Here is a 12,843-nt window from a genome sequence, read left to right on the forward strand (position 1 = left end):
CATGTCCGTACTCACCCATGACCGTTACTGCGACGAAATCGCCTACCAGGTCGGCCGGTTGAGGGCCGTGGTGACCTCCGGCGCCGACCTGTCCGCGACCGTGCCGACCTGCCCCGACTGGTCGCTGGAGGACCTCCTGCGGCACCTGGGCGGCGCCCTGCGCTGGGTGGACGCCCTGGTGCGCGGCCGGGCGCGGGAGAACATCCCCGACGAGCGGGTCCCGCTGTTCGGCGGGCCGGAGCGGCGCGGGGACGCGGCGGCGCTGGACGCCTGGCTCGCGGACGCCGGGGAGCGGGTCGTCGGTGCGCTGCGCGAGGCCGGTCCCGACGCCGAGGTGTGGGCCTGGGCCTGGGCGCCGACCGCCGGTTTCTGGGCCCGCCGGGTGACGCACGAGATCACCGTGCACCGCGCCGACGCCACGCTCGCCGCCGGACTGCCCTACGAGGTCGCGCCGGACATCGCGGCGGACGCGCTGGACGAGTGGCTCCAGCTCGTGGAGTGGGTGCAGCGCAACACGGCCGACGAGCGGGCACGCGAGCTGCGCGGGCCCGGCCGCACCCTCCATCTGCACGCCACCGACGCCGATCCGGCCCTGAACGCCGAATGGCTCGTCGAGCTGGGCCCGGACGGTGTGCGCTGGCGGCGCGGGCACGAGAAGGCCACGGTCGCCCTGCGTGGCCCGCTCACCTCCGTGCTGCTCGCCTTCTACCGCCGGCTGCCGCCGGACGGCCCCGGCCTGGAGGTGCTCGGCGACCGGGAGCTTCTGGAGTTCTGGCTGGAGCGGGCCACGTTCGGCTGAGGCCGGCGCCGAAGGCGGGGTTCAGCCGCGGCGGCGCATGCCGAACCAGACCGCGCCCCCGCCGACCACGACCAGGGCCGCCGCGAGACCGGCGATCAGCGGGGTGCGGGAGTTCGCACCGGTCTCGGCGAGGCCGGAGTCGCCGGCCGCCGGGGACGGCACGTTGCCCGGGCCGCCGGCGGGGGCGGAAGCCGGCACGGAGGCCGACGGCACCGGCTCGGCCGGGGCGGACGCGGTCATGGTCGCGGTCACGGAGAGGGTCGGGGCCGTGGAGAGCGACGGGGACGGGGAGAGGGACGGGGTGGTGCCGGCCGTCGGCGTCGCGGCTGCGCTCTCGGCCGCGCAGGGTGTGGACGGCGTCACCAGGTCGGGCCGGATGTCCTGGTCGACGCGCCGGCCGGCCGTGACATGGACCCGGTAGACCGCGCCCGGCTTCCAGCCCGCCGGGAAGACGACCCGGGAGCCCCGCTCGGATCCCTTGACCGGCTGCTCGCCGACCTTCGTCTCGACACCCGCGGCGCCCTTGGCGAAGACGCTGACGGTGGCGTCGGCGGCAAAGGGGTCGGTGCCGGTGACGACGATGACGCCCTTGCCGCCGTCACACGTGGCCGCGGCGGCGAAGTCGTCGATGGTGTGCGCGAGAGCGGAGCCGGCCAGGCCGCATATCAGGGCGGCCGATCCGGTGGCCAGGCCCAGCACGGTGACGGAACGGCGGAGGCTACGGCGGGTCATGGACAACGTTTGTCCTTCACAGAGTGCGGTCGCGGGGGGTGGAGGGAGCGCGCTCCCCGAGCAGTGTCAACGCACGGGCCACCGGCGGACGTTGGCTTTGCCCGCTTATTAACGCCCCGATGTTTGCGCGTGTTTCCGTGCCGGGGCCGCGGCGGTCAGCGGCTCAGGGGCAGGGCCGACAGCGCGGCGACCGCCAGGACGAGCGGGCCGAACAGGACCGGCAGGGCGGCGGCGCGCAGGGCGGCGGCGCCGCGCAGCAGGGCGGGGCGCGCGCCCAGGCGGAGCAGCGCGGCGGTGGTGCCCGCGCGGTACTGGCGGGACTCCACGGCCGCGGTGAGCAGGGTGGCGAGCGTGGCGCCGCCGACGACGAGCGCGCCGAGCGCGGACAGCGGCCCGAAGGCCGGGGCCGGGCCGCCGGACAGGGCGGTCAGCGCGCATCCGGCGGACGCCACCGCGCAGACCACGCCGAGGGGTCGGCCGATCCGGGTGGCCTCCGCCATCAGGCCCCGGCCAGCCAGCAGCCGTAGCGCACCCGGCCGGCCGGCCTGGAGCAGCCTGCCGCACAGGTGGGTGAGGCCGGGGCCGGCCAGCACCAGGCCGGTGCCGGTGAGGAGCCAGCCGAGGAGGACGGTGAGAGCGGGGGCGGGGGCGGACCGGCCGGCGTAGGCCTGCGCGGCCAGCCCGGCGGTGACGAGGGCCACCCCCCAGGGCAGACCGGCGGGGGACCCGGCCTCGGCGTCCGGGACCGGCGGCTCCGGTTCGTCCTCCGACACGGAACGCTCGCCGCCCACCTCCAGGAGAACGGCCGCCACGGCACGACGACCCCCGGCCGCCACGGCACGACGGCTCCCGGTCGCCGCGACACCGCTGTCCCCGTGCGTCGCGGTGCGACCGTCCCCGTTCGCCGTGCGACTACCGTTCCCGGTCACCTCTGTACGACCGTTCCCGGCCACCCCGGTACGACCGTTCCCGGTCGCTGAGGCACTGCCGTTCCCGGCCGCCGCCGTACGTCCGTCCCCGGCCGCCGCCGTCGCGTGACCGTCCCCGTCCGCCGCCGCGCGGTCGTCCCCATGCGGTGCCGGGAGGCGGGCGCCGAATCTGCCGTACGCTCCGAACGTCTCCCGTCCGGCCGGGCCGTCGAAGGCGCCGAAGCGGCCGAACCGTCGTGCGCCCCGGGACGGTGGGTGGGGGTCGCGCGGGCGGAGCGCCACGGCCACCGCCGCCGTCGCCGTGACCGGGAGCACGGTCAGCAGGGTCACGGCCGCCGGGACCGGGAGGGGCTGCCCGGCGGCCAGGAGGCCGGCCGCCGCGCCGTCGAACGGCAGGCCCGTGAGGTCGCCGCGCAGGTGCAGGAAGAACAGCAGGGCCAGCAGCGAGCCCAGGACGCAGGACAGGGCCGTCGTCAGCGCGGACAGGGCCATGAGCCGGGCCGGGCCCAGACCCACGGCGGACAGGCCGGTGCGCGGCCGGGTGCCGGGGTCGGTGCGGGCCACCGCGAGCGCCAGGTACACCGTGGCGGCGAGCGGCGCCGCGCACCAGGCCAGGCGCAGCGCGGCGGCGTCCGCGGCCTCCGGGTGCGCCAGGGCGCGGGCGAGGCTGGAGAGCAGCAGCAGGCCGGTGCCCGCCGAGGCGGCGGCCACCAGCAGGCGGCGCAGCTGGACGGCGGGCCGGGCGGCGCGGCTCAGACGGAGAGCGAGCACGCGGCCCGGCCTCCCGTGTCGGGGACGTCCGGCAGGTGCACGGTGTGCACGCGACGCCCGTCCAGCAGGGCCACCGTACGGTCGGCGAGGGCGGCGGTGTCCGGGTCGTGGGTGGCGAGGACGACCGTGATGCCGTGCGAGCGGGCGGCCGTGGCCAGGGTGCGCAGCACATGGGTGCGGTCGGCGCGGTGCAGCGGCGCGGTCGGCTCGTCGGCGAACAGGACTTCGGGGCCGGGGGCGAGCGCGCGGGCGATGGCGACGCGCTGGCGTTCGGCGTGCCGCAGCGCGCGCGGGCGGCAGCGGGCCTTGTCGCCGACGTCCAGGCGTTCCAGCCACTCCAGCGCGCACACCTTGGCCCGGCTGCGGCCGAGGCCGCGCAGCATCAGCGGGAGGGCGGCGTTCTCCCAGACGTTCAGCTCGGGGATCAGGACGGGTTCGGGGTCGATCCAGCCGAAGCGTCCCCGGCGCAGCCGCTCGCGGGCGGCGGGGCCGAGCGTGTGCAGGGGGGAGCTGTTGAACCAGACCTCGCCGGAGCACACCGGCACCAGGCCGGACAGACAGCGCAGCAGGGTGGTCTTGCCGCTGCCGCGCGGACCGCTGACGGCGAAAATCTCACCCTGCCGTACGCCGAGCGAGACCCCGGCCAGCCCGGGGGAGCCGTCGCGGTGCGTGAAGTGCAGGGAGCGTGCCCAGAGCACGTCGTTGTCCGGTGGGGCCTCCATGGCGTACACCTCGGTTCTGATCCGTTTTCCCGTGCTGTTCCCCCGTCCGGGGGAACGAAGGCTGGGCCGATCGGTCACTGGGCACGCTAGGCAGGTCCCGGACGGGAGCCCGGACAGCACGCGGCCCCGGGCCGCCGTTCCCACTCGAACGGACGGCACCGGGGCCGGCTCGGTCATCCGGTCGGATGATCAGAGCTTGGTCCACGCCTCCGTGAGGGTGGCCCGCAGGATCTGCTCGATCTCGTCGAAGGTCTCCTGGGTGGAGATCAGCGGCGGGGCGAGCTGGATGACCGGGTCGCCGCGGTCGTCGGCACGGCAGTACAGGCCGTTGTCGAACAGCGCCTTGGAGAGGAACCCGTACAGGACGCGCTCGGTCTCCTCCTCGTTGAAGGACTCCTTGGTGTTCTTGTCCTTCACCAGCTCGATGCCGTAGAAGAAGCCGTTGCCGCGGACGTCGCCGACGATCGGCAGGTCGTGCAGCTTCTGCAGGGTCTGCAGGAAGGCGCCCTCGTTGTCCAGCACGTGCTGGTTGAGGTTCTCCCGCTCGAACAGGTCGAGGTTGGCCAGGCCCACCGCGGCGGAGACCGGGTGGCCGCCGAAGGTGTAGCCGTGCAGGAAGGTGTTGTCGCCCTTGTAGAACGGCTCGGCGAGGCGGTCGGAGATGATGCAGGCGCCGATCGGGGAGTAGCCCGAGGTCATGCCCTTGGCGCAGGTGATCATGTCCGGGACGTAGCCGAACTTGTCGCAGGCGAACGTCGTGCCGAGGCGGCCGAAGGCGCAGATGACCTCGTCCGACACGAGCAGGACGTCGTACTTGTCGCAGATCTCGCGCACGCGCTGGAAGTAGCCGGGGGGCGGCGGGAAGCAGCCGCCGGCGTTCTGCACCGGCTCCAGGAAGACCGCGGCGACGGTGTCCGGGCCCTCGAAGAGGATCTGCTGCTCGATCTGGTCGGCGGCCCAGCGGCCGAAGGCCTCGGGGTCGTCGCCGAAGAGCGGCGCGCGGTAGATGTTGGTGTTCGGCACCTTGTGCGCGCCCGGCACCAGCGGCTCGAAGGGTGCCTTCAGGCCCGGCAGGCCGGTGATGGACAGGGCGCCCTGCGGGGTGCCGTGGTAGGCGACCGCGCGGGAGATGACCTTGTACTTGGTGGGCTTGCCGACCAGCTTGAAGTACTGCTTGGCGAGCTTCCAGGCGGTCTCGACGGCCTCGCCGCCGCCGGTGGTGAAGAAGACCTTGTTCAGGTCGCCGGGGGCTTCGCCCGCCAGGCGCTCGGCCAGCTCGACGGCCTTCGGGTGGGCGTAGGACCACACCGGGAAGAAGGCCAGCTCCTGCGCCTGCTTGGCGGCGGTCTCGGCGAGTTCCGTGCGGCCGTGACCGGCCTGGACCACGAACAGACCCGCGAGACCGTCGAGGTAGCGCTTGCCCTTGTCGTCGTAGATGTAGGTGCCCTCACCCCGGACGATGGTCGGGACGGGGGAGTTCTCGTACGAGGACATGCGGGTGAAGTGCATCCACAGGTGGTCGTACGCGGTGCGGCTGAGGTCCTTGGTGCTCACGGTTATCGGGTCCTCACGGTTATCGGGTTCCCCACATGTAGGTCTGCTTCTTGAGCTTCAGGTAGACGAAGCTCTCGGTGGAGCGCACCCCGGGCAGGGCCCGGATGCGTTTGTTGATGACGTCCAGCAGGTGGTCGTCGTCCTCGCAGACGATCTCGGCGAGGATGTCGAACGAGCCCGCGGTCATCACCACGTACTCGACTTCCGACATGGCAGTCAGCGCGTCCGCGATCGACTCGACATCGCCCTCGACGTTGATCCCGACCATCGCCTGCCGGCGGAAGCCCACGGTCAGCGGGTCCGTGACGGCGACGATCTGCATCACGCCCTGGTCCAGCAGCTTCTGCACACGCTGGCGCACGGCCGCCTCGGACAGGCCGACGGCCTTGCCGATCGCGGCGTACGGCCGGCGGCCGTCCTCCTGGAGCTGCTGAATGATGGCGAGGGAGACGGCGTCCAGCTGGGGACTGTTGCCGTTCCTTGACTCGCGGGGCGAGTCCCTCTGGTCTGCGCTTCGACTGGCCACGACCTCACTGTGCACCAGGTCTCGACAGTTTTGCAAGGCCGGATCGATGAAATCCGTTGTTTGAGAGACGTGACCGTGCGGATTTCGCAGATCGAGCGGGGGAGGGGGTGTTGAAAACGTGGGTGCGGCGATTAGGGTGGGTGTCTCAGCGATCGGACAGTCAGAACCAGATCAGGAGGCCGGCAGTGAGCACCGAGCTGCGTCGTCTGCGCAACTACATCGACGGTGAGTTCCGGGACGCCGCCGACGGACGGACCACCGAGGTGGTCAACCCCGCGACGGGCGAGGCGTACGCGACCGCGCCGCTGTCCGGGCGGGCGGACGTCGACGCCGCCATGGAGGCCGCCGCCCGTGCCTTCCCGGCCTGGCGCGACACCACCCCCGCCGAGCGGCAGAAGGCCCTCCTGAAGATCGCCGACGCGTTCGAGGAGCGCGCCGAGGAACTGATCGCGGCCGAGGTGGAGAACACGGGCAAGCCCATCGGGCTGACCCGCTCCGAGGAGATCCCGCCGATGGTCGACCAGATCCGCTTCTTCGCGGGTGCGGCCCGGATGCTGGAGGGCCGCTCGGCCGGCGAGTACATGGAGGGGATGACCTCGATCATCCGCCGTGAGCCGGTCGGCGTCTGCGCACAGGTCGCGCCGTGGAACTACCCGATGATGATGGCCGTGTGGAAGTTCGCCCCGGCCATCGCGGCGGGCAACACGGTCGTGCTGAAGCCCTCGGACACCACCCCCGCCTCCACGGTTCTGATGGCCGAGATCATCGGCTCCATCCTGCCCAAGGGCGTCTTCAACGTCGTCTGCGGCGACCGCGACACCGGCCGGCTGATGGTCGAGCACGAGACCCCGGCGATGGCCTCCATCACCGGTTCCGTGCGCGCCGGCATGTCCGTCGCCGAGTCCGCCTCCAAGGACCTCAAGCGGGTCCACCTGGAGCTGGGCGGCAAGGCCCCGGTCGTGGTCTTCGAGGACACCGACATCGCCAAGGCCGTCGAGGACATCTCCATGGCGGGCTTCTTCAACGCCGGCCAGGACTGTACGGCCGCGACCCGCGTCCTCGTCCACGAGTCCATCCACGACGAGTTCGTGGCCGCGCTCGCCAAGGCCGCGTCCGAGACCAAGACCGGGCAGCCGGACGACGAGGACGTCCTCTACGGCCCGCTGAACAACCCCAACCAGCTCAAGCAGGTCTCCGGCTTCATCGACCGCCTCCCGGCGCACGCCAAGGTCGAGGCGGGCGGCCAGCGGGTCGGCGACAAGGGCTACTTCTACGCCCCGACCGTCGTCTCCGGCCTCAAGCAGGACGACGAGATCATCCAGAACGAGGTCTTCGGCCCGGTCATCACCGTCCAGTCCTTCACCGACGAGGAGCAGGCCGTCGAGTACGCCAACGGCGTCGAGTACGCCCTCGCGTCCTCGGTGTGGACCAAGGACCACGCCCGCGCGATGCGCATGTCCAAGAGGCTCGACTTCGGCTGCGTGTGGATCAACACCCACATCCCGCTGGTCGCCGAGATGCCCCACGGCGGCTTCAAGAAGTCTGGCTACGGCAAGGACCTGTCGGGGTACGGCTTCGAGGACTACACGCGCATCAAGCACGTGATGACGTCCCTGGACGCGTAAGCACCGCCGACGGCGGCACGGCCCCGGACGGGTCTCACCTCCCGTCCGGGGCCGTGCCGTCTCCGTTTCCGGCGACGCGCGCCGGTCGCCGCCCGGCCGGTGCGACGGTGATCGACAAGGTGTCGGGCCCGCGCCGGACCGCTCGACGCAGCGTCGATTGTCGCTTCGGGCGACGAAACGGCATGCTTCCGGGGTGCCCCAGACTTCCTCTCCCGCATCCGCGCCGTCCCGCCGTTCCCTGCTCGCCGCCCTCGGTGCCACCGCCGCGCTCGGTGCGCTGACCGGGTGCGGGGTGCCCGCCGCGTATGTCGAGCCCGGCGACCGCTCCGCGGCCGACGAGTCCGCGGCCGACAAGAGGCTGACCTGGGCCAACTGGCCGCTGTACATCGACACCGACGACGACCACCCGAACCGGCGGCCCACGCTGGACGGGTTCGGCAAGCGCACCGGGATCTCCGTCGACTACGTGGAGGAGATCAACGACAACGACGAGTTCTTCGGCAAGGTCAGCCCCTCGCTGATGAACCACCGGTCCACCGGCCGGGATCTGATCGTCATCAGCGACTGGATGTGCGCCCGGTACGTCCGGCTGGGCTGGGTCCAGGAGATGGACCGCGCCCGCCAGCCCAACGTGGCGCGGAACCTGGACCCGCTGCTGCGCTCGCCCTCCTTCGACAAGGGCCGCCGGTTCACCGTGCCGTGGCAGTCCGGGATCACCGGCATCGCCTACAACCGCCGCAAGCTCGGCCGGGACATCCGGCATGTGAAGGACCTCTGGGCGCCGGACCTCAAGGGCCGGGTGACCCTGCTGTCCGGCCTGGACGAGGCGTTCGCGCTGCTCATGCAGGGCGACGGCGTGGACATCACCCGCTGGAGCGCGGACGACTTCCACCGGATGTGCGACCGGATCGAGCGGGAGGTGCACCGGGGCCAGATACGCCGCTTCACCGGCAACGACTACACCAAGGACCTGGTCAGCGGTGATGTGCTGGCCTGCCAGGCGTACTCCGGCGATGTCATCCAGCTCCAGGCGGACAACCCCGACATCCGCTTCGTCGCCCCCGAGGAGGGCGCCGAGCTGTGGTCGGACTCGCTGATGATCCCCAACCGGGCCCGGCACAAGGCCAATGCCGAGCGGCTGATCGACTACTACTACCAACCCGAGGTCGCCGCGAAGCTCGCCGCCTGGGTCAACTACGTCTGCCCGGTCCCGGCCGCCCGGGAAGTACTGGCCGCCGACCCGGACGAGGACACCGCGGCCCTCGCCGACAACCCCCTGATCTTCCCGGACCCCGTCATGCGTGAACGCCTGGCCGTCGCCCGCGACATCACCTCCGCGGAACGCCCGGAGTTCACCCGCCGCTGGAACGGCATCGTGGGCCTGTGAGCCGCCCGCCCCGCCCGCGCGGGGCAGGATGAGTCCATGGCCAAGGATTTCCCGCTGCCGCGCGGCGCCACAGGTTTCCTCAGTCCGGACGATGCCGGTCCGCTTCCCGGGACCGATCTGCGGACGTTCCGCACCGCCCTGTACGAGGCCGCCCGGCTCACCGGGGGCACGGTGGGCGAGGTGGAGAAACAGAGCCGCCCCCGCTCCTTCCACATCGGGTCGGTCCTCGACCGCGCGGGCGAGACCGTCGTCCTGTGCCACGCCCACCACCCGTGGATCGCGTTCGCCTCGGAGCGCCGGAACTGGTACGACGAGGAGTTCCTGGCCCCGCCACCGTGGGCCCACGCCTTCACCGACGCGGGACTCACGGTGCTCGACCGCGAACGGCTCACCACACCCCTGTCCGCCGTGGACACCTCGGCGCTGACCCGGGACGAGTGGCGCCGGATCCGGCTCTACCACCTCACCACGCTGGGCGGAGTCCTCTTCAACGCCTTCGACTGACCCACCACGACCGCCTCGGTCACCCTCGCTCGTCCAGCGCACGGCTCACCGTCGCCGCCGTCCGGCGCACGGCCGGGGCGAGGCGGTCGGAGCGGGCGGTCGTCGGGGCGGTCAGAAAGACGGCTGCCACGGGGGCAGCGGCCCGGAACACCGGGGCCGCGAGGGAGAGTTCGCCCAGGCGGTGTTCCTCGTGCGCCTCGGCCAGGCCGGTCGCGCGGGCGCGGGCCAGGTGGGCGGCGAGCGGGCCCGGAGCGGTGAGCGTACGGGGCGTGTACCGCTCGGCGGCGGCCGGCGCCGCGAGCAGGCCGTGGGCCAGCAGGACCTTGCCCGCGGCCGTGGCGTGCGGGGGCAGCCGCTCGCCGGTGACCAGGCACAGGGCCGTACCGCCGGCCGGGATCACCAGGTCCGCGTGCCCACCGGTGCGCGCGGTGAGGGCGCGCAGCGCCGGCAGGGCCGTGTCGAGCAGGCCGCGCGGGCAGGGGGCGGCGGCCCCGAGCGTACGGATCCGGGTACCGAGGCGGTAGGAGCCGTCGACCCCCCGCTCCAGCCCGCCCCAGGCCACCAGTTCCCGCACCATGCGCAACGCGGTCGGCACGGGCAGCCCCGTGCGGCGGGCGATCTCCGTCAGGCGCAGCGTGACCGGCGCGTCCACGAACGCGTCCAGCACGGAGAAGACCCGCCCCGCGACGCTCTCCGCCATCCGTGTCTCCGTCCGTCCCGCCCGCGTTTTCGCTCAGTGAAAGCCGGGCGTTGCCGCCGGCCGGCCCCGCCCGTCAGGGTCAACGCATGACACTCGATCTCTCTTCCGACCAGTTGCTGTCCACCACCCGGGCCGTCCGCCACCGCCTCGACCTCACCCGTCCGGTGCCGCGCCGGCTGCTGGAGGAGTGCGTGGACCTGGCCGTCCAGGCGCCGAGCGGACGCAACCGGCAGCGCTGGCACTTCGTCATCGTCACCGACCCCGCGCGGCGGGCCGCCCTGGCCGACGTGTGGCGAGCCGGGGTGGCCGCTCCCGGTGCCAGTGAGCCGCTCCCGCCGCGGGACGTGCGGCGGGCGTCCGTGGCCCGGATGGACCGGGTGTACTCCGGCACCGCGCACCTGTACGAGCACCTGCACGAGGTCCCGGCGCTCGTCGTGCCGTGCGTGGAGGGCCGTACCGACCGCGCCCCGGTCCTGCGCCAGGCCGGCACCTGGGGCTCCATCCTGCCGGCCGTGTGGAGCTTCATGCTCGCCGCCCGCGCCCGGGGCCTGGGCACCTGCTGGACCACCGGGAACCTGGTGGACGAGCGGGAGTCGGCCCGGGTGCTCGGTATCCCGTACGACGAGGTCATGCAGGCGGCGCTCATCCCCGTCGCCTACACCCTGGGCACCGGGTTCCGCCCGGCTCCCCGCATACCTCGGGACCGGGTGCTGCACTGGGACCGCTTTTGAACATGTTCAATTCCAGGCGTACGCTCCTGGCATGAGCGACAGAGCCGCCCTCCTCAAGGGCATCCGCGCCTGGTTGGTCCTCTTCGTCGTGTGCCTCGTCCTCAGCGGGGCCACCGCCTTCCCGCTGGTGCACGAACTGCGCTGGACCGAGAGCGCGTTGCGGGCGCTGTCCGTGCCGGAGCACCTGCCCGGCCTGACGGCGTGGATCGCCCGGGTGCGCGAGGGGCTGGACACCGTCGACGCCGAGTACCCCTTCGTCCTGTACGGCACCGACTGGCTGGCCTTCGCCCACCTCGTCATCGCGGTCGCGTTCTACGGCCCGTACCGCGACCCCGTCCGCAACATCTGGGTGATCGAGTTCGGGATGATCGCCTGCGCCGGGATCATCCCGCTCGCCCTGGCCTGCGGACCCGTCCGCGGAATCCCCTTCTGGTGGACCGTGATCGACATGTCCTTCGGGGTCTTCGGCGTCGTCCCGCTCTACGTCGTCCGGAAGAAGACCAAGCGGCTGGAGGCGCTCGGCACCCCGCCCGCGCCCCCGGCCGCCGCACCCGTCAGCGGTTGAACGCCGGGAACGCGAAGCGCTCGGCGGCGGCCTGCTGGCCGGGGCCCTTGGCGTCCGTGGAGTTCACCGCGTAGACGAGGGTGCGGGACAGGTCCCGGGTGGCGGCGATCGCCGCGGTGTAGCCCGGCCGCGAGCCGCCCTTGCCCCAGACCACCCTGCCGTTCATCTCGATCCGCTGCAGCGCCGCGCCGTAGTGCGCGTCGGGCACGTCGGGCAGGGTGAACATCTCGCGCAGCTGCGGCCCGGGCACCACCCGGCCGCGGAACAGCCCGACCAGGAACCGCTCCAGGTCGGCGGTGGTCGAGATGAGGTCGCCGGCCGCGAAACGGTCGGTCATGTTCCACTCGGTCACATCGACCAGCTCGCCGTCGATCCAGTCGTAGCCCCGGTTGTGCGGCCCGGGGATCCCGGTGTCCCCGGGGGCGGGGAAGGAGCTGTGCCGCATGCCCAGCGGCCGGAAGATCCGCACCTGCGCCTGGTGGGCGTACGAGTCGCCGGTAACCTTCTCGATGAGCAGACCGAGCACGGTGTAGTGGATGTTGCCGTAGGTCTGCCGCGTACCCGGTGCGTACGCCGGACCCTGGGCCACGGCCTTGGCCACGACCTGTCGGGGCGTCAGCGTCTCGAAGCGGTGCGGGTAACCCTCCTCGACGGTGTCACCGAGGGACGCCCCCGGCTTGAGACCACTGGTGTAGTTCAGCAACTGCCGTACGGTGACGGGCTCCTCGAAGTCCTTGCCGAGCAGGCCCGGCAGATAACGCTGCACGGTGCCGTCGAGGTCGATCCGGCCCTCCGCGGCCAGTTGCAGCACGATCGCGGCGGTGACCACCTTCGTCACCGAACCGGCCCGGAACCGCGCGTTCTCCAGGGCCGGCGCCCCCGTGCGGACGTCCCGCACCCCGGCCGTGCCGCGCCAGCTGCCGTGGCCGCCGACGCGGATCAGCGCGGCGGTGATGTCGTGGTCGGGCAGCCCGGCGAGCGCGGCGGACAGGGCCTCGGTGTCCGGGCCGGTCGTGGCCCTGGCGGACGCGGACGCGGGGGACGCCGCCGGGGACGCGGCGAACGCGGGCGCGGCCAGCGGACCGGCGGCCAGCGCGGCGACGAGACCGGCGGCCACGAGGGCGGTACGGCGGGTACGGAGGGCACGGCTCGACGTGCTGGTACCGCTGGTACGGCGCATGGGGGGCTCCTTGAGGAGATCGGGTGCGGCTTCGTGATCATCCTCCGACGGCGCGCCGCCGCCCGGATCCTCACCGAGGAGGGCGTACGACCCTTGCGCGACCCCGAACAAGTTCCCG

General features: G+C 72.8%; 13 protein-coding genes. 6 read left to right on the forward strand and 7 right to left on the reverse strand.

What is annotated here, in order from left to right:
- Nucleotide 1: 1 nt before the first annotated feature.
- Nucleotides 2-799 carry a maleylpyruvate isomerase family mycothiol-dependent enzyme gene (locus tag ABD350_RS18575; protein WP_344349255.1) on the forward strand — a complete coding sequence of 266 codons (798 nt, stop codon included), beginning with the start codon at nt 2-4 and terminating at the stop codon, nt 797-799.
- Nucleotides 800-820: 21 nt separating this feature from the next.
- On the opposite strand, the gene ABD350_RS18580 is transcribed toward ABD350_RS18575, so the two are convergent.
- From ABD350_RS18580 to ABD350_RS18600, 5 genes are all read right to left on the reverse strand, one after another.
- Nucleotides 821-1,531: an LAETG motif-containing sortase-dependent surface protein gene (locus ABD350_RS18580; protein WP_344349256.1), complete on the reverse strand. Its 711-nt coding sequence runs from the start codon at nt 1,529-1,531 to the stop codon at nt 821-823.
- 155 nt (nt 1,532-1,686) lie between these two features.
- Nucleotides 1,687-3,231, reverse strand: coding sequence for a hypothetical protein (locus tag ABD350_RS18585; RefSeq protein WP_344349257.1), 1,545 nt, complete (start codon nt 3,229-3,231; stop codon nt 1,687-1,689).
- Nucleotides 3,213-3,953 carry an ABC transporter ATP-binding protein gene (locus ABD350_RS18590; RefSeq protein WP_344349258.1) on the reverse strand — a complete coding sequence of 247 codons (741 nt, stop codon included), beginning with the start codon at nt 3,951-3,953 and terminating at the stop codon, nt 3,213-3,215. Before ABD350_RS18590 ends, ABD350_RS18585 begins: the two co-directional genes overlap by 19 nt.
- Before the next feature lie 189 nt (nt 3,954-4,142).
- Complete coding sequence (locus ABD350_RS18595; RefSeq protein WP_344349259.1) at nt 4,143-5,507, reverse strand: aspartate aminotransferase family protein; 1,365 nt, start codon at nt 5,505-5,507, stop codon at nt 4,143-4,145.
- A gap of 19 nt (nt 5,508-5,526) precedes the next feature.
- Nucleotides 5,527-6,048, reverse strand: coding sequence for an Lrp/AsnC family transcriptional regulator (locus ABD350_RS18600; protein ID WP_344349260.1), 522 nt, complete (start codon nt 6,046-6,048; stop codon nt 5,527-5,529).
- A gap of 170 nt (nt 6,049-6,218) precedes the next feature.
- Here ABD350_RS18600 and ABD350_RS18605 point away from each other — a divergent pair, with 170 nt between their 5' ends.
- The 3 genes from ABD350_RS18605 to ABD350_RS18615 all read left to right on the forward strand — a co-directional run bounded on the left by ABD350_RS18605 (nt 6,219) and on the right by ABD350_RS18615 (nt 9,549).
- On the forward strand, nt 6,219-7,658 hold the full coding sequence (locus ABD350_RS18605; protein WP_344349261.1) for a gamma-aminobutyraldehyde dehydrogenase: 1,440 nt from the start codon (nt 6,219-6,221) through the stop codon (nt 7,656-7,658).
- Between the two features lie 193 nt (nt 7,659-7,851).
- The gene (locus ABD350_RS18610; protein ID WP_344349262.1) at nt 7,852-9,045 is read left to right on the forward strand and encodes a polyamine ABC transporter substrate-binding protein; all 1,194 of its coding nucleotides are present in this window, start codon (nt 7,852-7,854) and stop codon (nt 9,043-9,045) included.
- Between the two features lie 36 nt (nt 9,046-9,081).
- Nucleotides 9,082-9,549, forward strand: coding sequence for a hypothetical protein (locus ABD350_RS18615; RefSeq protein ID WP_344349264.1), 468 nt, complete (start codon nt 9,082-9,084; stop codon nt 9,547-9,549).
- Between the two features lie 19 nt (nt 9,550-9,568).
- Here ABD350_RS18615 and ABD350_RS18620 read toward each other — a convergent pair whose 3' ends face one another.
- Nucleotides 9,569-10,249, reverse strand: coding sequence for an IclR family transcriptional regulator (locus tag ABD350_RS18620; protein ID WP_344349265.1), 681 nt, complete (start codon nt 10,247-10,249; stop codon nt 9,569-9,571).
- Between the two features lie 86 nt (nt 10,250-10,335).
- On the opposite strand from ABD350_RS18620, the gene ABD350_RS18625 reads away from it, so the two are divergent.
- Entirely contained in the window at nt 10,336-10,980 is a 645-nt protein-coding gene (locus ABD350_RS18625; protein ID WP_344349266.1) for a nitroreductase family protein, read from the forward strand.
- 31 nt (nt 10,981-11,011) lie between these two features.
- Complete coding sequence (locus ABD350_RS18630; protein ID WP_344349267.1) at nt 11,012-11,545, forward strand: hypothetical protein; 534 nt, start codon at nt 11,012-11,014, stop codon at nt 11,543-11,545.
- Here the strand turns inward: ABD350_RS18630 and ABD350_RS18635 are convergent.
- Entirely contained in the window at nt 11,535-12,725 is a 1,191-nt protein-coding gene (locus ABD350_RS18635; RefSeq protein ID WP_344349268.1) for a serine hydrolase domain-containing protein, read from the reverse strand. The genes ABD350_RS18630 and ABD350_RS18635 overlap by 11 nt on opposite strands.
- Nucleotides 12,726-12,843: the final 118 nt, after the last annotated feature.

It is taken from the genome of Streptomyces nogalater, from assembly GCF_039532885.1.
Taxonomy (GTDB): domain Bacteria; phylum Actinomycetota; class Actinomycetes; order Streptomycetales; family Streptomycetaceae; genus Streptomyces; species Streptomyces nogalater.

Excerpts from the sequence above, each read along its gene's own strand:
- ABD350_RS18630 (WP_344349267.1), top strand. The coding sequence starts at position 11,012 with ATGAGCGACAGAGCCGCCCTCCTCAAGGGCATCCGCGCCTGGTTGGTC.
- ABD350_RS18615 (WP_344349264.1), top strand. The coding sequence starts at position 9,082 with ATGGCCAAGGATTTCCCGCTGCCGCGCGGCGCCACAGGTTTCCTCAGT.
- ABD350_RS18635 (WP_344349268.1), bottom strand. The coding sequence starts at position 12,725 with ATGCGCCGTACCAGCGGTACCAGCACGTCGAGCCGTGCCCTCCGTACC.
- ABD350_RS18620 (WP_344349265.1), bottom strand. The coding sequence starts at position 10,249 with ATGGCGGAGAGCGTCGCGGGGCGGGTCTTCTCCGTGCTGGACGCGTTC.
- ABD350_RS18575 (WP_344349255.1), top strand. The coding sequence starts at position 2 with ATGTCCGTACTCACCCATGACCGTTACTGCGACGAAATCGCCTACCAG.
- ABD350_RS18625 (WP_344349266.1), top strand. The coding sequence starts at position 10,336 with ATGACACTCGATCTCTCTTCCGACCAGTTGCTGTCCACCACCCGGGCC.
- ABD350_RS18580 (WP_344349256.1), bottom strand. The coding sequence starts at position 1,531 with ATGACCCGCCGTAGCCTCCGCCGTTCCGTCACCGTGCTGGGCCTGGCC.
- ABD350_RS18590 (WP_344349258.1), bottom strand. The coding sequence starts at position 3,953 with ATGGAGGCCCCACCGGACAACGACGTGCTCTGGGCACGCTCCCTGCAC.